Origin of the sequence: Actinosynnema sp. NPDC023658 (genome assembly GCF_040639995.1) — a bacterium.
Taxonomy (GTDB): Bacteria; Actinomycetota; Actinomycetes; order Mycobacteriales; family Pseudonocardiaceae; genus Actinosynnema.
This window is the reverse complement of the sequence record NZ_JBFAAX010000001.1, coordinates 22,320-47,267: the sequence shown is the minus strand read 5'-3', so window position 1 is coordinate 47,267 and position 24,948 is coordinate 22,320. Positions and strand designations below refer to the sequence as shown.

The 24,948-nt window shown below is 72.3% G+C and carries 27 protein-coding genes; 15 read left to right on the top strand and 12 right to left on the bottom strand.

The annotated features are described in order from the left end of the window. Window positions 1-78: 78 nt before the first annotated feature. On the bottom strand, window positions 79-303 hold the full coding sequence (locus tag AB0G02_RS00250; protein WP_360786925.1) for a hypothetical protein: 225 nt from the start codon (window positions 301-303) through the stop codon (window positions 79-81). Window positions 304-396: 93 nt separating this feature from the next. On the opposite strand from AB0G02_RS00250, the gene AB0G02_RS00245 reads away from it, so the two are divergent. The 3 genes from AB0G02_RS00245 to AB0G02_RS00235 all read left to right on the top strand — a co-directional run bounded on the left by AB0G02_RS00245 (window position 397) and on the right by AB0G02_RS00235 (window position 2,815). Beyond that, window positions 397-1,236, top strand: a complete 840-nt coding sequence (locus AB0G02_RS00245) for a helix-turn-helix transcriptional regulator (RefSeq protein WP_360787051.1) — start codon at window positions 397-399, stop codon at window positions 1,234-1,236. A 12-nt stretch (window positions 1,237-1,248) separates the two neighbouring features. Continuing rightward, on the top strand, window positions 1,249-1,410 hold the full coding sequence (locus AB0G02_RS00240; protein ID WP_360786922.1) for a DUF397 domain-containing protein: 162 nt from the start codon (window positions 1,249-1,251) through the stop codon (window positions 1,408-1,410). Between the two features lie 103 nt (window positions 1,411-1,513). Further along, window positions 1,514-2,815, top strand: a complete 1,302-nt coding sequence (locus tag AB0G02_RS00235; RefSeq protein WP_360786919.1) for a cation:proton antiporter — start codon at window positions 1,514-1,516, stop codon at window positions 2,813-2,815. 16 nt (window positions 2,816-2,831) lie between these two features. Here the strand turns inward: AB0G02_RS00235 and AB0G02_RS00230 are convergent, their stop codons facing one another. After that, window positions 2,832-4,103, bottom strand: coding sequence for an MFS transporter (locus tag AB0G02_RS00230; RefSeq protein ID WP_360786917.1), 1,272 nt, complete (start codon window positions 4,101-4,103; stop codon window positions 2,832-2,834). Window positions 4,104-4,181: 78 nt separating this feature from the next. Here AB0G02_RS00230 and AB0G02_RS00225 point away from each other — a divergent pair, with 78 nt between their 5' ends. Beyond that, a complete protein-coding gene (locus tag AB0G02_RS00225) occupies window positions 4,182-5,681 on the top strand; it encodes a polysaccharide lyase family 8 super-sandwich domain-containing protein (protein ID WP_360786914.1) in 1,500 nt (499 codons plus the stop codon). 31 nt (window positions 5,682-5,712) lie between these two features. Here AB0G02_RS00225 and pdxH read toward each other — a convergent pair whose 3' ends face one another. Both pdxH and AB0G02_RS00215 read right to left on the bottom strand, forming a co-directional pair. Then, entirely contained in the window at window positions 5,713-6,369 is a 657-nt protein-coding gene (pdxH, locus tag AB0G02_RS00220; RefSeq protein WP_360786911.1) for a pyridoxamine 5'-phosphate oxidase, read from the bottom strand. A gap of 49 nt (window positions 6,370-6,418) precedes the next feature. After that, window positions 6,419-7,279 carry an urease accessory protein UreD gene (locus AB0G02_RS00215; RefSeq protein ID WP_360786909.1) on the bottom strand — a complete coding sequence of 287 codons (861 nt, stop codon included), beginning with the start codon at window positions 7,277-7,279 and terminating at the stop codon, window positions 6,419-6,421. 77 nt (window positions 7,280-7,356) lie between these two features. On the opposite strand from AB0G02_RS00215, the gene AB0G02_RS00210 reads away from it, so the two are divergent. Next, window positions 7,357-7,881, top strand: coding sequence for a DUF4232 domain-containing protein (locus tag AB0G02_RS00210; RefSeq protein ID WP_360786906.1), 525 nt, complete (start codon window positions 7,357-7,359; stop codon window positions 7,879-7,881). Here AB0G02_RS00210 and ureG read toward each other — a convergent pair. Genes ureG through AB0G02_RS00185 form a run of 5 tightly spaced genes read right to left on the bottom strand, consistent with a single transcriptional unit; the run spans window position 7,851 to window position 11,602 of the window. Then, window positions 7,851-8,537: an urease accessory protein UreG gene (ureG, locus tag AB0G02_RS00205; protein ID WP_360787048.1), complete on the bottom strand. Its 687-nt coding sequence runs from the start codon at window positions 8,535-8,537 to the stop codon at window positions 7,851-7,853. The genes AB0G02_RS00210 and ureG overlap by 31 nt on opposite strands. Window positions 8,538-8,541: 4 nt before the next feature. Then, window positions 8,542-9,192 (bottom strand): urease accessory UreF family protein, encoded by a 651-nt coding sequence (locus AB0G02_RS00200; RefSeq protein WP_360786904.1) that lies wholly within the window; start codon window positions 9,190-9,192, stop codon window positions 8,542-8,544. Further along, window positions 9,192-10,904: an urease subunit alpha gene (locus AB0G02_RS00195; RefSeq protein WP_360786901.1), complete on the bottom strand. Its 1,713-nt coding sequence runs from the start codon at window positions 10,902-10,904 to the stop codon at window positions 9,192-9,194. The genes AB0G02_RS00200 and AB0G02_RS00195 overlap by 1 nt, the downstream gene beginning before the upstream one ends. Then, window positions 10,901-11,257 carry an urease subunit beta gene (locus AB0G02_RS00190; protein WP_360786898.1) on the bottom strand — a complete coding sequence of 119 codons (357 nt, stop codon included), beginning with the start codon at window positions 11,255-11,257 and terminating at the stop codon, window positions 10,901-10,903. Before AB0G02_RS00190 ends, AB0G02_RS00195 begins: the two co-directional genes overlap by 4 nt. A 42-nt stretch (window positions 11,258-11,299) precedes the next feature. Further along, complete coding sequence (locus AB0G02_RS00185; RefSeq protein ID WP_360786895.1) at window positions 11,300-11,602, bottom strand: urease subunit gamma; 303 nt, start codon at window positions 11,600-11,602, stop codon at window positions 11,300-11,302. A 185-nt stretch (window positions 11,603-11,787) separates the two neighbouring features. On the opposite strand from AB0G02_RS00185, the gene AB0G02_RS00180 reads away from it, so the two are divergent. From AB0G02_RS00180 to AB0G02_RS00150, 7 genes are all read left to right on the top strand, one after another. Continuing rightward, on the top strand, window positions 11,788-12,900 hold the full coding sequence (locus AB0G02_RS00180) for a citrate synthase 2 (RefSeq protein ID WP_360786892.1): 1,113 nt from the start codon (window positions 11,788-11,790) through the stop codon (window positions 12,898-12,900). Between the two features lie 12 nt (window positions 12,901-12,912). Then, entirely contained in the window at window positions 12,913-13,992 is a 1,080-nt protein-coding gene (locus AB0G02_RS00175) for a nucleotide-binding protein (protein WP_360786889.1), read from the top strand. 144 nt (window positions 13,993-14,136) lie between these two features. Then, complete coding sequence (gene serC, locus AB0G02_RS00170) at window positions 14,137-15,270, top strand: phosphoserine transaminase (RefSeq protein ID WP_360786887.1); 1,134 nt, start codon at window positions 14,137-14,139, stop codon at window positions 15,268-15,270. 273 nt (window positions 15,271-15,543) lie between these two features. After that, window positions 15,544-16,449 (top strand): septation protein SepH, encoded by a 906-nt coding sequence (sepH, locus tag AB0G02_RS00165; protein ID WP_360786884.1) that lies wholly within the window; start codon window positions 15,544-15,546, stop codon window positions 16,447-16,449. A 97-nt stretch (window positions 16,450-16,546) separates the two neighbouring features. Next, window positions 16,547-16,957 (top strand): hypothetical protein, encoded by a 411-nt coding sequence (locus AB0G02_RS00160; protein ID WP_360786881.1) that lies wholly within the window; start codon window positions 16,547-16,549, stop codon window positions 16,955-16,957. 21 nt (window positions 16,958-16,978) lie between these two features. Beyond that, on the top strand, window positions 16,979-17,353 hold the full coding sequence (locus AB0G02_RS00155; RefSeq protein WP_360786879.1) for a hypothetical protein: 375 nt from the start codon (window positions 16,979-16,981) through the stop codon (window positions 17,351-17,353). Continuing rightward, entirely contained in the window at window positions 17,346-17,774 is a 429-nt protein-coding gene (locus tag AB0G02_RS00150; protein ID WP_360786876.1) for a hypothetical protein, read from the top strand. The genes AB0G02_RS00155 and AB0G02_RS00150 overlap by 8 nt, the downstream gene beginning before the upstream one ends. A 9-nt stretch (window positions 17,775-17,783) precedes the next feature. On the opposite strand, the gene AB0G02_RS00145 is transcribed toward AB0G02_RS00150, so the two are convergent. Next, on the bottom strand, window positions 17,784-18,023 hold the full coding sequence (locus tag AB0G02_RS00145) for a hypothetical protein (RefSeq protein WP_360786873.1): 240 nt from the start codon (window positions 18,021-18,023) through the stop codon (window positions 17,784-17,786). 114 nt (window positions 18,024-18,137) lie between these two features. Between AB0G02_RS00145 and AB0G02_RS00140 the strand changes: the two genes are divergently transcribed. Next, the gene (locus AB0G02_RS00140; RefSeq protein ID WP_360786870.1) at window positions 18,138-19,901 is read left to right on the top strand and encodes an ABC transporter ATP-binding protein; all 1,764 of its coding nucleotides are present in this window, start codon (window positions 18,138-18,140) and stop codon (window positions 19,899-19,901) included. Then, window positions 19,898-21,742, top strand: coding sequence for an ABC transporter ATP-binding protein (locus tag AB0G02_RS00135; protein ID WP_360786867.1), 1,845 nt, complete (start codon window positions 19,898-19,900; stop codon window positions 21,740-21,742). The genes AB0G02_RS00140 and AB0G02_RS00135 overlap by 4 nt, the downstream gene beginning before the upstream one ends. 6 nt (window positions 21,743-21,748) lie before the next feature. Here AB0G02_RS00135 and AB0G02_RS00130 read toward each other — a convergent pair whose 3' ends face one another. Together AB0G02_RS00130 and AB0G02_RS00125 are read right to left on the bottom strand one after the other, a co-directional pair. Beyond that, on the bottom strand, window positions 21,749-22,405 hold the full coding sequence (locus AB0G02_RS00130; RefSeq protein WP_360786864.1) for a DUF2537 domain-containing protein: 657 nt from the start codon (window positions 22,403-22,405) through the stop codon (window positions 21,749-21,751). 36 nt (window positions 22,406-22,441) lie between these two features. After that, entirely contained in the window at window positions 22,442-23,218 is a 777-nt protein-coding gene (locus AB0G02_RS00125) for an RNA methyltransferase (RefSeq protein ID WP_360786862.1), read from the bottom strand. Window positions 23,219-23,424: 206 nt separating this feature from the next. Between AB0G02_RS00125 and AB0G02_RS00120 the strand changes: the two genes are divergently transcribed. After that, window positions 23,425-24,924, top strand: a complete 1,500-nt coding sequence (locus AB0G02_RS00120; protein ID WP_360786859.1) for a glutamate-cysteine ligase family protein — start codon at window positions 23,425-23,427, stop codon at window positions 24,922-24,924. Window positions 24,925-24,948 lie beyond the last annotated feature (24 nt).

Here is a 24,948-nt window from a genome sequence, read left to right as displayed (position 1 = left end):
GACTGAGTGTGCCGGATCACACATGGCCCGGGTAGTCGGATGCGCGGACCTTGGGCAAGTCTTGACCTTCCGCTCCGGTCACCCGCGCAGGTCGGCCTCGGCACGGGCGATGGCCTCGTCCAACGCCTCCCGGAACGCCGCGATCTGCGCCGCCTCCAACCGGACCGTGTCGGACCCGCTGGGCAGGAACAGGTCGATCCCGCCGTCCTGCACTTCGAGCGACATGACGTCCTCGTGGTCGGAGTAGCACCGCAACAACCACTCCCGCTTCGGGACCGTCACCCTGATCATCGATTCGCCCATGCCGGAATCATGCAAGCTTGCGTTAGTAAGCTCAATTACCCGATCGAGTGAGCATCCTTTCGCGTTTGGCGACACCCCCCTACCTTGGATCGCATGCCACGTCGTTCCGAAGCGTCAGTCCGTTCCCGCCGCCTGGCGTTCACCCTGCGGAAGCTGCGGCGAGCCACCGGCATGACCGGTGCGGATGTCGCCAAGGCGGTGGAGATGTCCGCCAGCAAGATCAGCCGGGTCGAGAGCGCCGAGAGCGGCATCTACCTCGACGACGTCGAGAAGCTGCTCGATTTCTACGGCGTCACCAAGAAGCAGCGGGTGCAACTGCTGGACCTGGCCCGGCACGCCGAGCAGCGCGGCCTGCTGCGGGTGAACAGCGCGCACTTCCCCGAGGACTGGCAGACCTGGGCCGATTTCGAGGAAGAAGCCAATGCACTGCACTTCTACGAGCCCTTGATGATCCCGGGACTGCTCCAGACCGCCGAGTACGCACGCAAGATCATCTGCGCGACCGGGAACGACCTCGACGACGATCAGGTCGAGACGCTGGTCTCCAGCCGGATGGCTCGTCAAGGACTTCTCACCCGCAGCAACCCGCTCCAGTTGCACGCGGTCATCGAGCAGAGCGTCCTGGAGCGCCAGTTCGGTGATCCTCACGTGTACGGCCGCCAGATCCGCCACATCACCGACATGGCCGAGATGCCCAACATCACGGTGCAGGTGATCCCGACCGAGGCCGGTTTGCACCCCGGCCTGAACGGCGCGTTCGTGATCCTCAAGTACGACGACGACCCGAGCCTGGTGCTCCTTGAGAACAAGATCGCCAGTCACTTCCTGGACGAGCCCGACCAGATCGCCCTGTTCGAGGACACGTGGGGTGTCCTCCGCGATGTGGCCTTCACCGCTGAGGAAACGGCGGCCTACCTGAAGGGTCTGGCGTGAAAACATGGGCGCATGACCCTGTGGCGGAAGAGTTCTCGTAGTGCCAGCAGCGCGAATTGTGTTGAGGTGGCGCGTCTTCAGGAGAGGGTGGCGGCGCGGGACTCCAAGAACCCCACGCCCACCATCAGCGTTCCCGTCGGCTCGTGGGCGAGGTTCCTTCGGTCACAGCGCTGAGCCCGGGTCGCGGTAGGGGGTTGGCGTCACCGCGCCGGGGTACTTGCCCGGTACTTGCGGCGGTCCGCGTTCGACCGCAGGCCGGCCGAGAGGAGATCACCCGGTGGAGCCGGCTGCGCTGATCTACACCGCCGTCGGGGTCGCGACCCTCATGGCCGCGGTGCTGCCCAGGGTCCTCGGCCGGGCCCCGATCTCGATGCCGATGGTGTTCCTGGGTGCGGGTGCGCTGGCGTTCACGGTCATCGACCCCCTGCCCGACCCGGATCCGATCGAGCACAGCTCGTTCATCCTGCACCTCACCGAGCTGTGCGTGATCATCTCGTTGATGGGCGCGGGTCTCGCGCTGAACCGGCCGGTCGGGCTGGGCCGCTGGTCTTCGACCTGGCGGCTGCTCGGCCTCACGATGCCGCTGACGATGCTGGCCATCGGCCTGCTGGGGTGGGGCGCGCTCGGCTGGGGCCTGGCCTCCTCGCTGCTGCTCGCCGCCGTGCTCGCGCCCACCGACCCGGTGCTCGCGAGCGAGGTGCAGGTGGCCGAGCCCGCGGAGAACCCGGACGACCCCGGCGAGGGCGAGGACGAGGTGCGGTTCGCGCTGACGTCCGAGGCCGGTCTGAACGACGGGCTGGCGTTCCCGTTCACCTACGCCGCGGTGGCGATCAGCGTCGTCGGCGCGGCCCCGGACGCCTGGTTGCCGCAGTGGCTCGCCGTGGACGTGCTGTGGCGGTTGGCGTGCGGTGTGCTCGTCGGCCTGCTCGCCGGGTGGGCGTTGCGCAAGCTGTTCTTCGCCGCGCCGTCGGAGGACTTCCGGCTGGCGGAGCACGCGGAGGGGTTCGTCGCGCTCGCGGCGACCTTCCTGGCCTACGGCCTCACCGAGCTGGCCGAGGGGTACGGCTTCGTCGCGGTCTTCGTGTGCGCCTGCACGATCAGGGCCGGTGAGCGCTCGCACGGCTACCACCGCGTCCTGCACCAGTACGTCGAGCAGGCGGAGCGGATGCTGACCGTGCTGGTGATCTTCCTGCTCGGCGGGGCGGCGGTCACCGGGCTGCTGGCCGGCACCGGGTGGCGGGAGGTGCTGGTCGCGGTGGTCGTCCTGCTCGTGGTGCGGCCGGTGGCCGGCCTGGTCGGGTTGGCCCGCGGCAAGACGGGACCGCGCGAGCGGGCCGCGATCTCGTTCTTCGGCGTGCGGGGCGTCGGTTCGCTGTTCTACGTGGCCTACGCGATCCAGTCCGGGGACTTCGTCGACCCGGGCGCGATCTGGCGGGTGGTGGGCCTGGTCGTGATCGGCTCCATCCTCCTGCACGGCATCACGGCGACCCCGTCCATCCGGCTGCTGGACCGGCTGCGGGTGCGCGCGGCGCGCGTCCGGCACGGCGACCCGGACCAGGCGCCGCAGACCCCGGTGTGACCCGCGGGCCGCGACGTCACCGGGTGGTGCTGCCGGGCACCTCTTCCGGGGTGAAGCGGTAGCGCTTGATCGCCGGGATGGCGAGCACGGCCAGGGCGGTCGCGACGACGACGAGCACACCGCCGAGCGCGGTCGCGCTGCCGGGACCGATCAGAGCGCCGGTGGTGCCGTGCAGGAGGTCCGCCAGGCGCGGGCCGCCGGCCACCACCACGATGAACACGCCCTGCATCCGGCCGCGCATCTCGTCCGTCGCCGCCGACTGGAGGATCGCGCTGCGGAACACCATGCTGATCATGTCCGCCGCGCCGCCGATCGCCAGGAACACCACGGCCAGCCAGAGGGCGTGCGACAGGCCGAAGCCGATCATCGCCACGCCCCACGCCACGACCGCGAACACGACGCCCATGCCGTGCCGGTGCACCCGTGACGTCCAGCCCGACGTGAGGCCGCACAGCATCGCGCCCAGCGGGATGGCGGCGAACAGCAGGCCCAGCGCCAACTCCCCGCCGGCCGGGTCCCCGAACGTGTTCTCGGCCATCTCCGGGAACAGCGCCCGGGGCATGCCGAAGACCATCGCGATGATGTCCAGCAGGAAGCTCGCCAGCAGGATCTTCTGCACCGCCAGGTACCTGAACCCGTCGACCACGTCGCGCAGGCCGGCCCGCCGCGTCGTCCCGCTCAACGGGGGCAGCGGCGGCAGCTTCCAGACCGCCCAGATGGTCAGGGTGAGCGCGAAGGCGTCCACGAGGTAGAGCGTCGACAGGCCCACGACCGGCATCAGCGCGCCCGCGAGCATGGGGCCGAAGACGCCGCCGAACATCATCACCGTGGAGCTGAGCGCGGTGGCGGCGGGGATCTGGTCGGCGGGCACCAGCCGGGCGACGGAGGCGGTGCGGGCCGGGGAGTTGGCGGCGAAGAAGACCTGTTGCAGGCCGAGGAGCGCGATCACCAGCCACACCGAGTCGGCGTGCAGCGCGGCCTGCCCCCACAGCAGCACGGACGTGACCGCGATGCCGGTGTTGGTGACGACGAGCAGCTTGCGGCGGTCCACGACGTCCGCGATCGCGCCGCCGTACAGGCCGAAGATCAACAACGGCACCAGCGCCACACCGGCCGACACGCCGACCCAGCCGGACGACCCGGTGAGGTCGTACACCTGCTTGGGCACCGCCACCGCGGTCAACTGGCTGCCGATGGCCGTGACGATGGTGGAGAGCCACAACCGCCGGTACGCCAGGACCTTCAGCGGTCGGGTGTCGATGGCAATCTTCCCCAGCACTCTCCGCACGGTCGTTAGCGTACGTCAACTAACGGGTTGTCCACCGAGACGTGGGACACGGGTGCGCGGCCGGTCGACAATGGGGTCATGCGCCCCGACGGCACGTGGCCCGACGTCGACTACGCGTCCCGCGACGCCGCCGACTTCCCCGCCCTCGAACACCTGCGCCGCGCGCAGGCCCTCCCGCCCGCCGAACGCCTCACCGCGCTGGAGGCGTGGCGGCGGCTCGCGCCCCGGTCGGACAACTGGTGGTACAACGAGATCGGCGCACCGCAGGTGGTCGGTGACGCCCTGCTCGACCTCGACCTGAGCCCGACCGACCGCGCCTCCTGGGGCGAGTGGCTCGCGGCGGCGATCGGGCCGGTGCCGAAGGCCGGCCAGAACCTCGTGTGGGTGTCCGCGATCCACCTGCGGCGCGGGCTGATCACGCGGGACGACGCCGTCGTGACCGAGGCGGTCGAGCGGATGTGCTCGGTGCTCGCCTTCACCGACGAGGAGGGCGTCCAGCGCGACCACAGCTTCCACCAGCACGGCCCGCAGCTCTACTCCGGCGGCTACGGCGCGAGCCTCGTCGCGTCGCTCACCCGCTGGCTGCACCTGTTCCCCGAACCCGCCGTCCGGTTCTTCACCGACTTCCTGCTCGACGGCCAGCAGTGGTTCGCGCACGGCTCGTCCTACGACTTCGCCGCCATGGGTCGCGAGCTGGTCCGGCCGGACGCGCACCGGCTCGACTCGCTGCGCGAGGCGGTCGACCGGCTCTCCGGCTCGCCGTACCGGGCGGAGGAGGTGGCCGCCCTCGCGGCCCGGCTGGACGGCGACGGGCCGCCGCTGGTCGGCACGAAGTGGTTCCCGCGCTCCGACTACCTCGCGCACCGCCGTCCGACCTGGGCGTTCGCCGTGCGGATGTCGTCCACCCGGACCGTGCCGACCGAGACCCTGAACGGCGAGAACACCCTCGGGCGGCACCTGGGCGACGGTGTCGCGACGTTCCGCGTCGGTGCCGCCGACGGGTACCGCGAGGTGCTGTCGCGCTGGGACTGGGCCCGGTTGCCCGGCACCACGACCGAGCAGGGCCGGTCCCTGCTCCCCCGCCCGTACCTGGAGCGCGGCGCGGCGGAGGACGTGCTCGGGTGGGCCGACGGCGAGCACGGCGTGGCCGTGATGCGGCTCGCCGGCGTCGACCGCTTCACCGACGGCTGGAAGGCGTGGTTCTGCTTCCCGGACGCCGTCGTCGCGCTGGGCGCGGGCATCTCGGCCCCCGGCGCGAACCGGGTGATCACCACGGTCGACCAGCGCCTGGCCGTCGACGAGCCGACCACCGGAGGGCCGACCGCCGGCGCCGTGCGGCACGGCGGCCTCACCTACCTGCCGCTGTCACCCCACTTCGCGTCCGTCGAGAACGGGATCTTCACCCTGGGCTTCGACCACGGCCCCGGACCGGTCCACGCCTCCTACGCGTGCGTCGTCGCGCCGGACCTGCCCGAGGTGGAGGTGCTGGCGAACACGCCGGCCGTGCAGTCCGTGCGCTGCGGCGGCACCACCCTCACCCGTCGGGGTCGGGACGTCGAACGAGCCCCGCGGCGGTGATGCGCCACGGGGCTCGTCGGAGGTGAAGCTGCTACGGCGCGATGCGCTGGATCTCCCAGCCGTCACGGCCGAGGCGGAAGCGCAGGCGGTCGTGCATGCGGTCGCGGCGGCCCTGCCAGAACTCGACCTCCTCGGGCCGGATGCGCCAGCCGCCCCAGTGGGGCGGCACGGGTACGCGGTCGGACTCGGCGAACTGGCGCTCGACCTTGTTCAGCGCGCTTTCCAAAGTGGAGCGTCCGCTGACGACCCGCGACTGCGGCGACGCCCAGGCGCCCAGCTGCGAACCGCGCGGGCGGCCCGCCCAGTAGGCCGCGGTCTCCGCCGGGCCGACCTTCTCCACGATGCCCCGCACGTGCGCCTGCCGCTGCATCGCGAACCACGGGAACGTGGCCGACGCGTACCGGGTGGCCATCAGGTCGTGGCTCTTGGCCGACGTGTAGTTGGTGAAGAACACCAGCCCCCGCTCGTCCAGGCCCTTGGCCAGCACCGTGCGGGACGACGGGCGGCCCTCCGGGTCGGAGGTGGCGAGCACCATCGCGTTCGGCTCCGGCAGGCCCGCACCCGCCGCCTGGTCCAACCACAGCTGCAGCTGCTCGTGCCAACTGGCCTCTAGGTCACCCTCTGTGAGCGAGCCCTGTTCGTAGGACACGCGCATCGACGGCAAAGCGATGTTCGCGGTCTCCGACATCCCGACCTCCCGGAGCATACTTTCGGCCTGGCCAAGGCACTTGTGGCACCTAGTGGTCCCGCGACCGTACGGGTTCCGCGCGCACCGCGAAACCGCCCGCACGGTGATGACCGCCACCCGATCCGTGACTTTCAGTGTGACGGTCGCCTCGGAATCGAGCACGAGATCGAGTCAGATCGACCCCGGAACCGGGGTGCGACGCCCGCGCTTGGTCGAGCGCGCGCTCCACGGTCACCGCGTCGTCGGCCACGGCGGTGGTCAGGCTCCCGCCCCGGACCAGCGGAACCAGCGACCACCACTGCCCTGAGACCGCTCCCGGCAGGTCCTCGCCCCAGCACGCGAGCTCGGTGCCGAGCACCCGGTGCCCGGCCAGTCCGGCGGGGCTGGCGTCCACTTCGGGCGATCCCAAATGAGATGTCTGCTTGATGACGGGACCGTTGCGGCGGACGTCGAGCGTCGTCGTGAGCGAGCCCGGCCGCTCGCCGGTGCGGCCCAGCACGACCACCTCCCGCACGCGCAGGCGGGCGTCATCCCCCATCCGTGCGCGGAACACCGCCTCGTGGCACGCGCGTCCGGTGACGACGGTCGGCTCCGGCAGGTACTCCACCGACGCGCCGTCGGCCAATTCCACGTCGACGAGGGCACGGCTGCCGCCGGGGTGCCGTCCAGGCAGCACGAGGGTCGCGGCCACGCCGCGCAGCTCCAGCGCCGCGCCGGGGCCGACCGTGACGCGCAGCTCCAGGTCGTCTCCGCCCAGCGGGGCCGTGACGGCGCTCACCAGGTGCACCAGCGCCACCTCCTCGGGCCCGCGCCGGGGGACGAGCCGCAGCGGCGCCATCGACCTCATCTCGCGCACGACCGTTCGCCCGTTCGGGTCGCGTTCCACGACCAGGTGAGCCCTCGCCCTCATGGACGCAACCCCTGTGACCCCCGGCACGTCATCAGATCGGGTGGACCTTCCACCCGCGAATCTCGGGGGAGATCGTCATGAGAAGAGTTCTCGCAACAGTCGCGGTGGCCGCTGCCGTGCTCGCCACCGGGGGGACCGCCGTCGCGCAGGCGGCCGGGGACGCGCGGGCGACCGCGGTCGGCACGTGCAAGTCGGTGGACCTGGACATCGCGTTCGGCCGCGTCGGTGGCGCGGCGGGCACGGTGTACCGGGAGGTCGTGTTCACCAACCGGGGCTTCGGCGCGTGCGTGCTGCGCGGCTTCCCGGGCGTGTCCTACGTGGACGCGTCGGGCAACCAGGTCGGCGCGGCGGCCGTGCGGGTGGGCGACCGCGGACCGCTGCTGACCCTGCCGCACGGCGGCTCGGCCCTCTCGGACGTCGGGTTCGCCCAGGTCGACAACTTCGACCCGGACACGTGCCGCAAGACGCCCGTGTGGGGCGTCCGCGTCTACCCGCCGGACGAGACCGTGCCGCTGTACCTGTCCATGTCCGACCAGTACGGCTGCGCGGGTGACGTCAGCCCGTTCGGCGATCAACTGACCGCCGCGAGCGTGCGGAGCTGAGCGCGCACCCAGTCGGCCACCGCGGGTGCGTCCGGTGTGTCCCTGAGGGACTGCGCGATCACCGGTAGCTCACCGCGCATCCGGTGGGCGTCGGCCGTCATGACACCGAGGTCGGCGCCCACCATCGGCGCGAGGTCCGTCTTGTTGATCACCAGCAGGTCGGCGGTGGTCACGCCGGGGCCGCCCTTGCGCGGCACCTTGTCGCCGCCCGCCACGTCCACCACGAAGACCTGCCGGTCCACCAGGCCGCGGCTGAACACGGCGGTCAGGTTGTCGCCGCCGCTCTCGATGATCACCAGCTCCAGGCCGGGGAACCGGTGCTCCAGCAGCTCGACGGCGTCCAGGTTCGCGGTGATGTCGTCGCGGATCGCCGTGTGCGGGCAGGCGCCGGTCTGCACGGCCTCGATCCGGTCGACGTCGAGCACGCCGGCGGCGCGCAGGAAGTCGGCGTCCTCGGTCGTGTAGATGTCGTTGGTGACGACGGCGAGGTCCACGCTGCCGCCCAGGGCCCGGCACAGCGCGGCGGTCAGCGCGGTCTTGCCGCTGCCGACCGGCCCGCCGATGCCCAGCCGCACCGCGCGGTGCACGTGGTCGCCGTGGTCGTGGTCGTGCGGGTCGTGGCCCGCGTCGGTGGGGTCGAAGTTCACCGGGTGCACGTGGTCAGCTGACAAAGAGACGCACCTCTTCGGAGTGGTGGCGGTCGTGCGCCTCGGCCAGCAGGTCCAGGCCGGGCGCGCTCGGCGCGGGCAGGTCTTCGGGCGGGGTGTCGGCGTGGGCGGCGGCCTCCTCGGCCACCGCGTCGATCTCGGGCGCGAGCCGGGCCAGCACCGCGTTCACCCCGAACGGGTCCAGGCCCAGGAGCCGGATCGCGCCCGTCGCCGGACCCGTCACCGCGTGGTAGGCGACGGTCTGCGCGGCCTCGAACCCCTCACCCACGAGCGCGCCGACGATGATCGGGTGGTGCGGTCGCGGCGTCACCCGCAGCAGCTCGGCCAGCGCCGGTGTGGGCCAGGCCCGCTTGGCGGCCCGCGCGATGCCGCGCCCCTGCACGCGGGACGCGTTGCGCTGGGCGGGCGAGGGCGTGCGGGCGTCCAGCTCGGCGTCCAGCTCCGCGTACCGGCCGCGGGTGGCGGCGGCGGCGAACACCGCGCTCAACGCCCCCGCCGTGCGCAGCCTGCCGACGAGGAACGACCGCAACGACGGCTCGTCGGTCACGAGCCGGCGCGCGACGGCCTCCTCCAGCCCGCCCGAGTGCGCGTGACCACCGCCCGGGAAGCGGGAGTCCGCGATCATCAGCGCCGCGAGGTTCATCAGAACAGGAAGTAGCGCTGGGCCATCGGCAGCTCCGCCACCGGCTGCGGCTCGACCTGCTCGCCGTCGATGCGCACGGCGAAGCTGTCCGGGTCGACCTCCACCCGCGGCATGGCGTCGTTGAGCACCATGTCGGCCTTGGTGACGCCCCGCGTGTCCCTGACCGGCACGAGCGGGCGGGCCAGCCGCAGCAGGTCCGCGAGGTCCGCGTCGACCGCCTGCTGCGACACGAAGTGCACGCTGCTGCGCGCCGCCGAGTGCGCGCCGAACATCGGCCGCGCGAACACCGGCTGCGGCGTCGGGATGGACGCGTTCGCGTCACCCATCGCGGCGTGCGCGATGAACCCGCCCTTCAGCACCACCGACGGCCGCACGCCGAAGAACTTCGGCTCCCACAGCACGAGGTCCGCGAGCTTGCCGACCTCGACCGAGCCCACCTCGTGGTCGATGCCGTGCGCGATGGCCGGGTTGATCGTGTACTTGGCCACGTACCGGCGGGCGCGGAGGTTCGGGACCGTTCCGCTCCCGGCGACCTCCCCCAGCCGCCGCTGCATCACGTGCGCGGTCTGCCAGGTGCGGATGATCACCTCACCGACCCGGCCCATGGCCTGCGAGTCGGAGCTGATCATCGAGATCGCGCCCAGGTCGTGCAGGACGTCCTCGGCCGCGATCGTGGTCGGCCGGATGCGGCTCTCCGCGAACGCCAGGTCCTCGGGCACGGACGGGTTGAGGTGGTGGCACACCATCAGCATGTCCAGGTGCTCTTCGAGCGTGTTCACGGTGTGCGGGCGGGTCGGGTTGGTCGAGGACGGCAGCACGTTCGGCTCGGACACCACCCGGATGATGTCCGGCGCGTGCCCGCCGCCGGCGCCCTCGGAGTGGTAGGCGTTGATCGACCGGCCCGCGATGGCGGCCAGGGTCGACTCGACGAAACCGGCCTCGTTGAGCGTGTCGGTGTGGATGGCGACCTGCACGCCCGACTCGTCCGCGACGCGCAGGCACGCGTCGATCGCGGCCGGCGTGGTGCCCCAGTCCTCGTGCAGCTTGAACCCTCCCGCGCCGCCGACCAGCTGCTCGCGCAGCGCGTCCTCGCGGGTGGTGTTGCCCTTGCCGAGCAGCAGCACGTTCACCGGCATGTGGTCCATCGACGCGAGCATCCGGCCCAGGTTCCACGCGCCGGGCGTGACCGTGGTGGCCTTCGTGCCCTCGGCCGGGCCCGTGCCGCCGCCGATCAACGTGGTCAGGCCGGACGCGATGGCGGTGTCCACGATGCCGGGCGTGATGAAGTGGACGTGGCAGTCGATGCCACCCGCGGTGAGGATCTTCCCGTTGCCCGACAGCACCTCCGTGGCCGGGCCGATGACCAGCGCCGGGTCCACGCCGTCCATGGTGTCGGGGTTGCCCGCCTTGCCGATCGCGACGATCCGGCCGTCCCGGACGCCGACGTCGGCCTTCACCACGCCCCAGTGGTCCAGCACGACCGCGCCGGTGATGACGAGGTCCGGCGCCCCTTCCGCGCGGGTCGCCACGCCCTGCCCCATCGACTCGCGGATCACCTTGCCGCCGCCGAAGATCACCTCGTCGCCCGCGCCCGCGCCGCGGCTGCGGTCCTCGGTGACCTCGATCAGCAGGTCGGTGTCCGCGAGCCGGATCCGGTCCCCGACCGTCGGCCCGAGCAGCTCGGCGTAGCGGCGGCGGCTGATCTCGTTCACCGGCCCGACTCCCCCCGGTCCGGTGCTCCCGCGCTCGGCGCCGGCCGGTCCAGCTCCCCGGCCCACTCGGGCCGCAGGCCGGGCACCCGCCGCGCCCCGGCCAGCGGGACCAGCGTCACCTCGCGCTCCACGCCCGGCTCGAACCGCACCGCCGTGCCCGCCGGGACGTCCAGCCGCTTGCCCCACGCGGCCTCCCGGTCGAACTCCAGGCCCGGGTTGACCGCGGCGAAGTGGTAGTGCGACCCGACCTGCACCGGGCGGTCCGCCGCGTTGACCACGACCAGCGTGGTGCGCGGCCGTCCGGGGTTCAGCTCCACCGGCTCGTCGCCGGTGATGATCTCGCCTGGGCGCATCGGCGCTCCCTCGTCACGCTGTCGCTGTCACACGATTCGCTGTCACACGATCGGGTCGTGCACGGTCACGAGCTTGGTGCCGTCCGGGAAGGTGGCCTCGACCTGCACGGACTCGATCATCTCCGGCACGCCGTCGAGGACCTGGGCGCGCGTGAGGACGTGGCGGCCGCTGTCCATCAGCTCGCTCACCGTCCGGCCGTCCCGCGCGCCTTCGAGCACGTGGTCGGTGATGAGCGCCACCGCCTCCGGGTAGTTCAGGACCACGCCGCGGTCGAGCCTGCGGCGCGCGACGTCGGCCGCCACGTGGACCAGCAGCTTGTCCCGCTCGTGCGGTGTCAGGTGCATGGCGGTGGTCTATCACGGGAAACGGTGCGAACGCGGAACGGAAACAAGGCGTTAACGATCACCTCACCGTACTGGATCGGTTCCTTGATCGTGACCGACGACACGCGTGGCCGCGATTGCCGGCAGGTCCGGAGGGGAGCAAGGTTTCTCCAACTCTTCACTCTCGCGGAGAAGGAGCGCACAGCGTGGTGCAGACCGAGGACGACGGTTTCCGGCCAGGTCTCGAAGGTGTGGTCGCCTTCCGCACGGAGATCGCCGAACCGGATCGCGACGGGGGCGCGCTGCGCTACCGCGGCGTGGACATCGAGGACCTGGCCGGGCAGGTGACCTTCGGCAACGTGTGGGCGCTGCTGGTCGACGGCCGCTTCGGTCCGGGCCTGCCGCCCGCCGAGCCGTTCCCGATCCCCGTGCACACCGGTGACGTGCGGGTCGACGTCCAGGCCGCGCTGGCCATGGTCGCCCCGATATGGGGTTACGAGCCGCTGCTGGACATCACCGACGAGCGGGCGCGCGAGCAGCTCGCGCGGGCCTCGGTCATGGCCCTGTCGTACGCGGCGCAGTCCGCGCGGGGCATCGGGCGGCCCGCCGTGCCGCAGCACCGCATCGACGAGTGCACCACCATCACCGAGCGCTTCCTCACCCGCTGGCGCGGCGAGCCCGACCCGGCGCACGTCAAGGCGCTGGACGCGTACTGGGTGTCGGCCGCCGAGCACGGCCTGAACGCCTCCACGTTCACCGCCCGGGTGATCGCCTCCACCGGCGCGGACGTCGCGGCGTCGATGTCCGGCGCGATCGGCGCCATGTCCGGCCCGCTGCACGGCGGTGCGCCGGCCCGCGTGCTGCCGATGATCGAGGAGGTCGAGCGGACCGGCGACGCGCGGGCGTACGTGAAGGGCGTCCTCGACCGGGGCGAGCGGCTGATGGGCTTCGGCCACCGGGTGTACCGGGCCGAGGACCCGCGGGCGCGCGTGCTGCGGCGGACGTGCCGCGAGCTGGGCGCCACCCGCTACGAGGCGGCGGACGCGCTGGAGCAGGCGGCGCTGGCCGAGCTGAGGGAACGCCGGCCGGACCGGGCGATCGAGACCAACGTCGAGTTCTGGGCCGCGGTGATCCTCGACTTCGCCCAGGTGCCGCCGCACATGATGCCCGCGATGTTCACCTGCGCCCGCACCGCCGGCTGGTCGGCGCACATCCTGGAGCAGAAGCGCACCGGCCGCCTGGTCCGCCCGTCCGCGAAGTACGTCGGCCCGGGCCCGCGCAAGCCGTCCGAGGTGGAGGGCTGGGAAGAGATCGCCTGACGGGCCGCGGACGTGGCCAGGGTTCCGGTCGAGGTGCTGTCGGTCGACGACGACGCCGACGTGCACTCGGCCGTGGCGCTCGCCAACGCGGCGCAGGACGAGTTCGCCTTCGGCCCGGCCGACGACGACTTCGCCCTGCGGGTGGCCACGGCGGTGACGGACGACGTCCGCACCGGGGAGTTGTTCGACCGCGTCGAGGACGCCCGCAGGGTGCTGCGCGGCTACCGGCCGTTCGTCATCGCCGCAGTCTCGTCCTACCTGCGCGGCCCCACCTACGAGAACCTGTTCGGCGCGCACCGCGCGAGCGAGGGCATCGCGGTGGTGACCAGGAACGGGGTGGCCGGCACGGTGGTGCCCGCCGACCGCATGGCGGCCTACTTCCTCTACTTCCTGGCCCGCTACTCGCTGAGCTTCCTCGCCCCGGACCACCCGAACCACCACGACTCGCGCGCCTGCGTGTTCGACCGCAAGCTGGTCAAAGCAGACATCGTGACCAGCATGCGCGATCGGCCGTTCTGCGACGCCTGCCGCCGCGCCCTCGTGGACGGGGCGGGGATGCTCTCACCGCGTCAGCTCGCGGCGGTGGAGCGGCTGGTCGCCCTGTCCGGGCGCATCCTGCGCGACGGCGTCGACAGCGCCGGCCGGCCGCAGGTCTTCGTCGGCTCCTCGTCCGAAGGGCTGCCGATCGCGCGCAAGGTCCGGGAACTGCTGTCCGACGAGTTCGACGTGACGTTGTGGAACAACGGCACGGTGTTCGGGCTCGGCGAGTCGAACCTGGAGGCGCTGGAGGCGGCCGTGCTCGCCTACCACAGCGGCATCTTCGTCTTCACGCCCGACGACGAGCTCACCACGCGTGGGCTGACCAGGCCGGTCGCCCGGGACAACGTGCTGTTCGAGCTCGGCATGTTCGTCGGCAGGCTCGGCCGGCGCAGGGCCTTCGTGCTCCAGCCGACCGGCTCGGCCGTCAGCCTGCCCAGCGACCTCGCGGGCATCACCACCGCCGGCTACCCGGCCGACGAGCGCGACCTCGACATCGCCCTCGCGACGCCCGTCGACCGCATCCGGCGGGCCGTCCGGGCGGGCCGTCCGTGATGTCCGAGCTGTACGTTTCCACCCCGCGTGGACGTGACCACGGACACCCGGCTGTCACCGGCCGGCCACGCGACTGCAACACTTAGGTCCCCCGGCAACGGCGCCGGTCGTGCCGACCCCCTCCCCGTAACCGGAGGCTTCGCGATGACCCAGACCGCCGACCCGACCACGTTGGTCCTGCCCTCCGACCTGCAGCCGTCCGACGGCAGGTTCGGGTGCGGGCCCTCCAAGGTCCGTCCCGAGGCCCTCGCGGCCCTCGCGGCCGAGGGCGCCGCGCTGATGGGCACCTCCCACCGGCAGAAGCCGGTGAAGTCCCTGGTCGGCTCGGTGCGCGCCGGCCTGCGGGACCTGTTCTCGCTGCCCGAGGGCTACGAGGTCGTCCTCGGCAACGGCGGCACCACCGCCTTCTGGGACGCCGCCGCGTTCGGCCTGGTGCGCGAGCGCGCCCAGCACTTCACCTACGGCGAGTTCTCCTCGAAGTTCGCCAAGGTCACCTCGGACGCGCCGTTCCTGGGCGACTCGATCGTGGTCAAGGCCGACCCGGGCAGCGCGCCCGAGATCACCTACGCCGAGGGCGCCGACCTGGTCGGCTGGGCCCACAACGAGACCTCGACCGGTGTCGCGGTGCCCGTCTCCCGGCCCGCCGGGTCCGACGGCGCGCTGGTCGCCATCGACGCCACCTCCGGCGCGGGCGGCCTGCCGGTCGACGCGGCGGACTACGACGTCTACTACTTCGCGCCGCAGAAGTGCTTCGCCTCCGACGGCGGCCTGTGGATCGCCCTCATGTCGCCGGCCGCGCTGGAGCGCGTCGCGGAGATCGGCGCGTCGGGCCGCTGGGTGCCGGAGTTCCTGTCGCTGACCACGGCGCTGGACAACTCCACCAAGGACCAGACCTACAACACGCCCTCGCTGGCCACGTTGTTCCTGCTCAACGACCAGATCCAGTGGATCCTGGGCAACGGCGGCCTGTCGTGGGCCGTGGAGCGCACCGCCGACTCGTCGTCGCGGCTGTACTCGTGGGCGGAGTCCACCTCCTACACCACGCCGTACGTGGCCGACCCCGCGCACCGCTCGCAGGTCGTGGGCACCATCGACTTCGACGACTCGGTCGACGCCTCCGCCGTGGCCAAGGTGCTGCGCGCGAACGGCGTCGTCGACGTCGAGCCGTACCGCAAGCTGGGACGCAACCAGCTCCGCGTGGCGATGTTCCCGGCGGTCGAGCCGACCGACGTGACCACGCTGACCAAGGCCGTCGACTGGGTCGTCTCCCAGCTCTGACACCGCGCCCACCTGCGGTTACACCGCACCCGGCCACCCGAACGGGGGCCGTCCCGAGCACCGGGGCGGCCCCCGTTCGGCGTGCCGGCGCGCTTCGGCAAGCCGCACGATGGCGTGCGCGCGGGTGAACGTCGCGGTAACGGACGTGCGGACTCGGCCGACATACGGCAAGATCACGTGAAGATATCGGTGAACGCGGCGAGTCTCCCCCGTCAAGGCGGCACGCCGCATTAACGTGGGTACACGGCGAGGTGAGCCATCCGGGAGGCCATGATGCGAGCGTTGCGAGTCATCGGGCTCGAAGACGACGGCAAGTCCGTCATCCTCGAGGACCCGGATCGCGGCGAGCGCTTCGTGCTCCCCGCCGACGAACGGCTGCGCGCGGCGGCACGCGGCGACCTGACCCGGCTCGGCCAGATCGAGATCGAGGTCGAGAGCCAGATGCGCCCGCGCGAAATCCAGGCGCGCATCCGCGCCGGTGAGTCCGTGGCGCAGGTCGCGGCGGCGGCAGGCATCCCCACGCACAAGGTCGAGCGGTACGCCTACCCCGTGCTGCTGGAGCGGTCCCGCACGGCCGAGCTGGCCCAGCGCGCCCACCCCGTCCGCGAGGACGGTCCGGACGTGCAGACGCTGGGCGAGGTCGTGGCGCACTCCTTCGGCCTGCGCGGCCAGGAGTACGCCGACGTCAGCTGGGACTCGTGGCGCGGCGAGGACGGCCGGTGGGTCGTCCAGCTGCACTGGACCGCGGGCCGGTCGGACAACCTGGCGCACTGGGCGTTCCACCCGGGCGCGCAGGGCGGCACGGTGACCGCGTTGGACGACGGGGCCGTCGAGCTGATGGACCCGAACCCCAACCGGACGCTGCGCACGGTCCGCCCGGTGACCCAACTGGCCCGTCAGGCGCTGGAGCTGGAGAAGCTGGAGGAACCGGAGATCCTCGCCCGCGAGGAGCCGGTGCCGACGCCTCCCCCGCCCCCGGTGGTGCCGGAACCGCAGCCCGAGGTCGAGCCGGAGCCCGTCCCGGTCCCGGTGGCCGAGGAACCTCTGCCGGTCCAGCAGCCACCGGCCGCGAAGCAGCCGCCGCGGGCCAAGGAGCCGCCCAAGCGCGGCAAGAAGAACCACCCGATCGTGCCGTCGTGGGAGGACGTCCTGCTGGGCGTCCGCTCCACCCGCGGCTGACGCGTTCCACCGGAGAGGGCCCCTGCCACGTGCGGGGGCCCTTTTCGCGTAGTCGTACTCATGCACCGCGCGCGCCGGGTGGCCGAGGATCGCTCACATGGGGCGGACGTGGTGGCGGTACGGCTGGGCGACGGTGCTGGGCGCGGTCGTCGGCTTCGGCTGGTGGTCGTGGTACCGGTTCCCGGAAGCGGTCTGCGCGCCCGGTGGCGCCGGCTTCGGGTGCGAACTGGGGTGGGTGCTGGCGCTGCCGGCCGTGCCGCTGGTGAGCTGGTCGGTGGCCTGGTTCGCGCTGCACCGGCTGCACGTCGACCGGCCGGGGGTGACCGGGGCGTCGGGCGTCGGGGTGGCGGTGCTGCTGCACGTGCTCCTGGCGATGGCGGACACGACGGGCGGCGCGGGGTCGACCGCGGACCCGGGCACGCCGTCGCCGGTGTGGCTGGTGGGGATGGGCGCGGTGTCGTTCCTGATCGGCGCGATGCTGTCCTCCCGACCGGTTTACCCGGAGTGACCGCCCGGGTAACCGGCCGTCATGCTGGGACGACTGGTCGTCGGCGCCGTGCTCGGCGCCGGGTTGGGTGCGGCCTGGTGGGGGCTGCGCGAGCTCATCGCGTCCGGGGCCGTCTGCTCGACCGACGACTGGGACTGCCTGGCCATGGGCCTGTTCGCGATGCCGGTCAGCCTGGTGGTGGGCCTGCTGGTGGCGTGGGCCGTGCTCGCGGCGGCGCACCAGGACCGCCCGCTCGGGTTCGCGGTCGTCGGCGTCACGTTCACCGCGGCGCTGACCCTGCTGACCGTGTGGGTGTCGGTGCCCGCCGGGTCCGTGGCCGCGGGCGTGATCGGGTTCGTGCTGGCCGCGCCGGTGACAGCACGGCACCCGGTCGGTCACACTGCTGCGCGTGACTGACACCCCGCGCCCCACGGCGGGCGGCTTCGCGCTCAAGGTGCTGCTGCGCGTCGTCGTGTCGGCGCTGGTCGGGTCGGCGCTGCTCGTCGCCTGGATCTGGGCGTACCGGGGCGGTGCGCTCAGCCGGGTGGTCGACGAGACGACGCTGGGCCAGTTCATCCTGCTGGTCGTGATCGGCCTGCCGGTCGCGCTGCTGGTCAGCGCGCTGCTGGCCGGGCCGCTGCTGTGGCTGCTCAAGGTGCGCCCGGTGTGGCCGATCGTGCTGATCGGGCCGATCCTGCTGGGCCTCGCGCACTACTTCAAGGTCCCCGAGCGGTTCTCCGGCCTGGGCGACGAGTGGACCGTGCTGGTCCTGCTGGCGGGCGCCTGCTACGGCCTGGCGGGCCTGCTCACCGCGCCGACGATCCTGCGGAAGAAGTAACTCCCCCGCTCAGTCGGGCACGGGCACGGCGTCGAGCACCTCTTCCCCGATACCCTCGAACAGGCACCACGCCGCGGCGTCGTCGCGGCTGATCGGTCGGGCGCCCTCGGGCCGGGCGCCTCCCACCACGTCCCACCCGTCCGGTGCGAGCACGTGCAACCGGCCGCCGCGCACCGCCATCAACCGGCCGCGGGGGTGCGCCATGCTCGGTTCGCCGCGCAGGAACGTCGCCTCCACCTTGACCTCCACCTAACCAGAGCCTGCAGGGTCGGAGCAGGAACCGGACCACCGGCCCGGACAGGAAAACCGGATGCCGATTGTCGGTCCACCTTCGTAACGTCAGGGTGGACCGGAGGGGGACTCGTGTCGGAAGACCGTACCTCCACAGCCGCGACACTGCGCAGGCTGTGGCCGTACCTCAAGCCAGTTCGCACACCCGTCGTGCTGGCGATGGCCGCCACCATGGCCGCGATGACCTGCGGGTTGGGCATCCCGCTGATCACCCAGCGCATCGTGGACGGCCCGATCGCCGGCCACGACCTCGACGCGCTGCCGCTGCTCATCGGCGTCATCGCGCTGCTCGGCTGCGCCGAGGCCGCGTTGTTCTACGCCCGCCGCAAGCTGATCGCCGGACCGGCGTCGGACGTCGAGGCGCGGATGCGGGCCGAGCTGTACGACCACCTGCAGGACCTGCAGGTGGCCTTCCACGACCGGTGGCAGTCGGGGCAGCTGCTGTCCCGCGCCACCACCGACCTGACCCAGGTGCGGCGGTTCGTCGGCTTCGCCGTCATCTTCCTGGTGGTGAACACCCTGGTCGTGCTGACCGGCCTGGGCGTGCTGTTCTGGCTGTCGCCGGTGCTCGCGGTGATCGTGCTGGCCAGCACGTTGCCGCTGGTGGCGCTGTCGTACCTGTTCGAGACGAAGTTCAAGGTCGTCGCCCGCCGCGCGCAGGACCAGTCCGGCGACCTGACCACCGTGGTCGAGGAGTCCGTGCTCGGCATCCGGGTGCTCAAGGCGTTCGGCCGCGGACCGCACCTGACCAGGCGGTTCATCCGGCAGGCGCGGGAGCTGCGGGACACCGAGGTCGCGAAGGTGCGGATCTTCGCCGCCCTGTGGGCCGTGCTGATCGTGCTGCCGGAGCTGGGCATCGCCGGTCAGCTCGCGTTCGGGTCGGTCGGCATCGCCAACGGCACGACGACCGTCGGCACGCTCGTCGCGGCCGTCACGGTGAGCGCTTACCTGCGCTGGCCGATTGACTCGATCGGGTGGTTGTTGGCGGAGACGAACTCGACCGCGTCGGCGCTGGAGCGGTACTTCGAGGTGATCGACACCGACGTGACCGTGACGAGCCCGGCGAACCCGAAGCCGCCCGCCACGCCGGTGCGCGGCCACGTCCGGTTCGAGGGCGTGCGCTACCGGCACCCCGGCGCGGAGCACGAGGTGCTGCGCGGCGTCGACCTCGACATCCGGCCGGGCGAGACGGTGGCGCTGGTCGGCGCGACCGGGTCGGGCAAGACCACGGTGACCGCGCTCGTGCCGCGGCTGGCCGACGTCACGGACGGCCGGATCACGCTCGACGGCGTGGACGTGCGCGAGCTGGACCTGGCCGAGCTGCGCCGGGTCGTCGGCACGGCGTTCGAGGAGCCGATCCTGTTCTCCGCGAGCGTCACCGAGAACGTGGCGCTGGGCGCGCAGGAGGTCGGTGAGGACCGGGTGCGCGAGGCGTTGCGGGTGGCGCGGGCCGACGAGTTCGTGGACGCGCTGCCGTGGGGCCTGGACACCCGCATCGGTGAGCAGGGCCTGTCGCTGTCCGGCGGTCAGCGGCAGCGGCTGGCGCTGGCGCGGGCGGTGGCCGGGCACCCGGCGGTGCTGGTGCTGGACGACCCGCTGTCGGCGTTGGACGTGCACACCGAGGCCGAGGTGGAGGCCGCGCTGCGCCGCGTGCTCAAGGACGTGACGGCGCTCGTCGTCGCGCACCGGCCGAGCACGGTGCAGCTGGCCGACCGGGTCGCGATGCTGGTCGACGGCCGGATCGCGGCCATCGGCACGCACGCGCAACTGTTGGCGGACAACGAGGAGTACCGCAACCTCTTGTCCACTTTGGAGGACGAGGAGGTGGCGGCGTGACCACCGCGGAACCGCAGGCGCCCGGGTCGGAGGAGTCGTGGCGCGGTGTCGCCGCCGAGGACGTCGAGGACGTCGACTACGCGACCGGCGTGAAGCTCCAGGCCCGGTCGCGGCGGCTGCTCGGTGAGCTGCTGCGCCCGCACACCAGGGCCGCGATCCTCGCGCTGGCGATCGTGGTGGCGGAGAACGTGGTCAACCTGGCCGGTCCGCTGCTGATCGCGGCGGCCATCGACGTCGGCGTGCCCGCGGCGCTCGACGGCCGGCCGGACGCGCTGGCGTGGTGCGTCGGCGGGTACGTGGTGGCGGCCATCTCCGCGACGCTGCTGCGCTGGACGTTCGTCCGGCTCACCGGCCGGATCGGCCAGGACGTGCTGCTGGTGCTGCGGGAGCGGGTGTTCCGGCACGCGCAGCGGCTGTCGGTGTCGTTCCACGAGAAGTACACCAGCGGCAAGGTGATCTCCCGGCTGACCAGCGACGTCGACTCGTTGCAGGACCTGGTCGAGGAGGGCCTGGACGGGTTCTTCACGTCGATGCTGTCGCTGCTGGGCATCTCGGCGGTGCTGCTGTACCTGGACGTCCCGCTCGCGCTGGTCGTGCTGTCCGGGTTCCTGCCGCTGATCCTGCTCACCCGGTGGTTCCGCCGCCGGTCCGGCCGCGCCTACCGGCACACCCGCGGCGCCATCGCCAAGATCATCGTGCAGTTCGTGGAGACCATGAACGGCATCCGCGCGGTGCAGGCGTTCCGGCGCGAGCGGCGCAACGAGAAGATCATGGGCGAGCTGAACGGCCGGTTCCGCGACGCCAACACCGACGCCATGGGCGTGATGGCGGCGTTCACGTCGTCGGTGCGGGTGATCGGCAACGTGTCGCTGGCGGTGATCCTCGCGTGGGGTGCGCTGCGGGTGGCGAACGGGCAGCTGGAGCTGGGCGTGCTGGCCGCGTTCACGCTGTACGTGCGGCGGTTCTACGACCCGTTCGACCAGCTGGCGATGTTCGCCAACGCCTACGCGTCGGCCACCGCGGCGCTGGAGAAGATCTCCGGCCTGCTGGAGGAGCGGCCGGAGGTGCGCGAGCCGGAGGAACCGACGCCGCTGGGCGACGTGCGGGGCTCGGTGCGGTTCGACGGGGTCGAGTTCCGGTACTCGGGGTCGACGCCGGTGGTGCTGCCGCCGTTCGACCTGACCGTGCCCGCCGGGCAGACCGTGGCGCTGGTCGGCGCGACCGGCGCGGGCAAGTCCACGCTGGCCAAGCTGGTGGCGAGGTTCTACGACCCGACGGCGGGCGCGGTGCTGCTGGACGGGGTGGACCTGCGGTCGGTGGCCGACGAGGACCTGCGGCGCGCGGTCGTCATGGTGACGCAGGAGAACTTCCTGTTCGACGGGTCCGTGCTGGACAACATCGCGCTGGGCCGGCCGTCCGCGACGCGGGACGAGGTCGAGGCGGCGGCCCGCGCGGTCGGCGCGGACGACTTCATCCGGGCGCTGCCCGAGGGCTACGACACCGACGTGCGCAAGCGCGGCGGGCGGCTCTCGGCCGGGCAGCGGCAGATGGTGGCGTTCGCGCGGGCGTTCCTGGCCGACCCGGCGGTGCTCGTGCTCGACGAGGCGACGTCCAGCCTGGACGTGCCGACCGAGCGCGCCGTGCAGTCGGCGTTGGAGACGGTGCTGGCCGAGCGGACGGCGTTCATCATCGCGCACCGGCTGTCGACCGTGCTGATCGCGGACCGGGTGCTGGTGCTCGACGGTGGTGGGGTGGTGGAGGACGGCACGCCGGAGGAGCTGATCGGCGGGCGCGGCCGGTTCGCCGCCCTGCACACCGCGTGGCGCGAGTCCCTCGCCTGAGCCGCGCTACAGCAGCGAGGTCAGGAGGAGGGACAGCCAGGCCGCGAGGACACCCGCGACCACGCCGTAGGCGACCCACCGCCACACCGGCACGTTCCGGGCCAGCCACACCGACGGGGCGATGCCGCCGACGACCAGGACGTTCGCCAGCAGCGCGAGCCACTGGCTGGTCTCGCCCAGGCCCACCGACAGGGTGTAGACGGTGAACGTCACCACGGCGGCGACGATGAAGCTGACCGTCAGGCCGGTGCCCCAGGGGGTCTCCTCCCGGGGTTCCGGCTCCTCGGCCTCGTCGTCGGTCACGCCGTCGGCGTCGACGCCGCCCCCGGTCGCGTCCACCGCGTCGTCGTCCACGTCGGACGGCGTGGCGGGCACCTCCACGACGACCAGCTCGCCGCTCACCGGGTCGGTGTACTCGACGGGGGTGCCCATGTCGGCGGCCAACCGGCCCGCCAACTGGCGCCCCCTCCTGGTGACCAACGCGCTCGCGGCGCCGTCCGCGGGCGCGTCGGTGCGCGTCACCGCGTCCGCCACCTTCGCCCACTCGTGCAGCGCGTCGGCGAGGCCCGCGCCGAGCGGGAGGGTGTGGGGGTCGACTTCACGCTCGCCCGCGTCGTCGCGACCCGCGAGCACGGCCCTGCCGTCCTGGACCCGCAGTTCCACCTACGTCCTCCTCTGGTCGGTGAGAACGTAGCGCGTTCAGGCGATCGCGTAGAAGGCGATCGCGCCCGCAGTTGCCACGTTCAAGGAGTCGACGCCCTCCGCCATGGGGATGCGGACGGCCACGTCGGCCGCCGCGATGGCCTCGTCGGTGAGGCCCGGCCCCTCCGATCCGAGCAGGACGGCGACCTTCCGGCCGCGCAGACCGGCGTCCGGCAGGCTCTTCGAGTCGGCCCGCGGGGTGAGCGCGGCGATCGTGAAACCGTTGGCGCGCAGCAGCTCGAAGGCTTCGGTCAGGTTCGGCACCGACGCGAACGGCACGCGCAGCACGTGGCCCATCGAGACGCGGACGCTGCGCCGGTAGAGCGGGTCGCTGCACCCCGGGCCGAGCAGCACGCCGTCGATGCCGAGCGCGGCGGCGTTGCGGAACAGCGAACCCAGGTTCTCGTGGTCCCCGACGCCTTCGAGCACCGCGAGCCGCCGCGACGACGCGACGAGGCCGGCCACGTCCGGCTGGGGCGCCCGGTCGGCGGCGGCCAGCACGCCCCGGTTGAGGTGGAACCCGACCACCTCGGCCATCACCTCGGCGGACGTGACGTAGGCGGGGGCGGGCAGGTCACCGAGGGCCTCCACCCGGCGCCGCACGCCGAGCAGCCCGCGCACCGGGTAGGGCGAGGCGAGGAGCCGTTCGACGACCACGACGCCCTCCGCGATCACCAGCCCGCGCCCGCCGGGGCGGTCGGGTCGGCGGTCGGCCGTCGACAGGTCCCGGAAGTCGTCCAGCCGGGGGTCCGCCGGGTCGTCGATCTCGATCACGGCAGCAGTCTCCCACCTTCGCGGAAGTGAAGGGTGCTCGCAGACTGCGACGGTCGGACGCAAGCCCACCACCAGCGCGTTCTTGCTGATTGTTACTGGTATGTGACAGAGAGCACCGATTTGGACGCTGGCGGGCAAGTAATTGCTGTGTCACGGTTGGCCTCCGCTAAGCCCGCCGGAGCAGCCCTTACCGATTGGGAGGCGGCATGGGTACGGATGTGTCCAGTCGGACGTTCACCAGGGAGGACCGCCGGCGCTACCGCGAGCGCATGCAGCGGTGCCTGGACGCGCTGGGGACCATGCTGGTGGAGGACAGCTTCTCCTTCCCCCGGCAGCAGATGGGGCTGGAGATCGAGCTGAACCTGGTCGACGGCGCGTGCCGTCCCGCCATGGCCAACTCCGAGGTGCTGGAGAAGATCGACGACCCGTCGTTCACGCTGGAGCTGGGTCAGCACAACCTGGAGGTCAACGTCCCGCCGCGCGAGCTGGCCGGCGACGAGACGCTGGACCTGGAGAAGGAGCTGGTCTCCACGCTGGCGTCGGCCGACGACAAGGCGCACGACGCGGGCACGTCGATCGTGATGATCGGGGTGCTGCCGACGTTGCGGCACGAGCACTTCGACCGGCGGTGGCTGTCGAACCAGCCGCGGTACACGACGTTGAACGACACGATCCTGGCGGCGCGCGGCGAGGAGGTCGTGCTGGCGATGGAGGGTGCGCCGCTGCCGGGGCGGGCGGGTGAGCGGCTGTCCAGCTACGCCGAGTCGATCATGCCGGAGGCGGCGTGCACGTCCGTGCAGCTGCACCTGCAGGTCGCGCCGGACGACTTCGCGGCGCACTGGAACGCGGCGCAGGCGTTGGCCGGGGTGCAGGTGGCGATCGCGGCGAACTCGCCGTTCCTGCTCGGGCGGGCGTTGTGGCACGAGACCCGGATACCGCTGTTCCTCCAGGCCACGGACACCCGTTCGCAGGAGCTGAAGAACCAGGGCGTCCGGCCCCGGGTGTGGTTCGGGGAGCGGTGGATCACGTCGATCTTCGACCTGTTCGAGGAGAACGTGCGGTACTTCCCGGCGTTGCTGCCGGAGACCGGCGACGAGGACCCGCTGGACGTGCTGGGGTCCGGCGGCACGCCGTCGTTGACCGAGCTGAGGTTGCACAACGGGACCGTGTGGCGCTGGAACAGGCCCGTGTACGACGTCGTGGACGGCGTGCCCCACCTCCGCGTGGAGAACCGCGTGCTGCCCGCCGGGCCGACCGTGCTGGACACGATGGCGAACGCCGCGTTCTTCTACGGGGCGCAGCGGGCGCTGACCACGCTGGAACGTCCACTGTGGACCCAGATGTCGTTCCACGCGGCGGAGGAGAACCTGTACGCCGGGTCCCGGCACGGGATGGGGGCGCAGCTGTACTGGCCGGGCATCGGCTGGGTGCCGCCGGACGAGCTCGTGCTGCGCCGGCTCCTGCCGCTGGCCCACGAGGGTCTGCGCGCGTGCGGGGTGTCCGACGAGGCGCGGGAGCGGTACCTGGGCGTGATCGAGGCCCGGTGCCTGGCCCGGCGGACGGGCTCGCAGTGGCAGCGCGAGACGGTGGCGCTGCTGGAGGAGCGGGGGTCGGACCGCGATGCCGCGCTGAGCGCCATGCTGGGCCGCTACGTGGAACTCTCCCACGCCGGCGAGCCGGTCCACACCTGGCCCGTGGGCCTGTAACCACCCCCCACCCGCTCCCGACCT

Bases quoted from the DNA above. Each gene is read 5' to 3' on its own strand.
- AB0G02_RS00210 (WP_360786906.1), top strand. From the start codon at position 7,357: ATGAGAAGAGTTCTCGCAACAGTCGCGGTGGCCGCTGCCGTGCTCGCC.
- AB0G02_RS00240 (WP_360786922.1), top strand. From the start codon at position 1,249: ATGACCCTGTGGCGGAAGAGTTCTCGTAGTGCCAGCAGCGCGAATTGT.
- AB0G02_RS00120 (WP_360786859.1), top strand. From the start codon at position 23,425: ATGGGTACGGATGTGTCCAGTCGGACGTTCACCAGGGAGGACCGCCGG.
- AB0G02_RS00245 (WP_360787051.1), top strand. From the start codon at position 397: ATGCCACGTCGTTCCGAAGCGTCAGTCCGTTCCCGCCGCCTGGCGTTC.
- AB0G02_RS00225 (WP_360786914.1), top strand. From the start codon at position 4,182: ATGCGCCCCGACGGCACGTGGCCCGACGTCGACTACGCGTCCCGCGAC.
- serC (WP_360786887.1), top strand. From the start codon at position 14,137: ATGACCCAGACCGCCGACCCGACCACGTTGGTCCTGCCCTCCGACCTG.
- AB0G02_RS00250 (WP_360786925.1), bottom strand. From the start codon at position 303: ATGGGCGAATCGATGATCAGGGTGACGGTCCCGAAGCGGGAGTGGTTG.
- pdxH (WP_360786911.1), bottom strand. From the start codon at position 6,369: ATGTCGGAGACCGCGAACATCGCTTTGCCGTCGATGCGCGTGTCCTAC.
- AB0G02_RS00155 (WP_360786879.1), top strand. From the start codon at position 16,979: ATGCTGGGACGACTGGTCGTCGGCGCCGTGCTCGGCGCCGGGTTGGGT.
- AB0G02_RS00160 (WP_360786881.1), top strand. From the start codon at position 16,547: ATGGGGCGGACGTGGTGGCGGTACGGCTGGGCGACGGTGCTGGGCGCG.
- AB0G02_RS00200 (WP_360786904.1), bottom strand. From the start codon at position 9,192: ATGAACCTCGCGGCGCTGATGATCGCGGACTCCCGCTTCCCGGGCGGT.
- sepH (WP_360786884.1), top strand. From the start codon at position 15,544: ATGCGAGCGTTGCGAGTCATCGGGCTCGAAGACGACGGCAAGTCCGTC.
- AB0G02_RS00185 (WP_360786895.1), bottom strand. From the start codon at position 11,602: ATGCACCTGACACCGCACGAGCGGGACAAGCTGCTGGTCCACGTGGCG.
- AB0G02_RS00190 (WP_360786898.1), bottom strand. From the start codon at position 11,257: ATGCGCCCAGGCGAGATCATCACCGGCGACGAGCCGGTGGAGCTGAAC.
- AB0G02_RS00215 (WP_360786909.1), bottom strand. From the start codon at position 7,279: ATGAGGGCGAGGGCTCACCTGGTCGTGGAACGCGACCCGAACGGGCGA.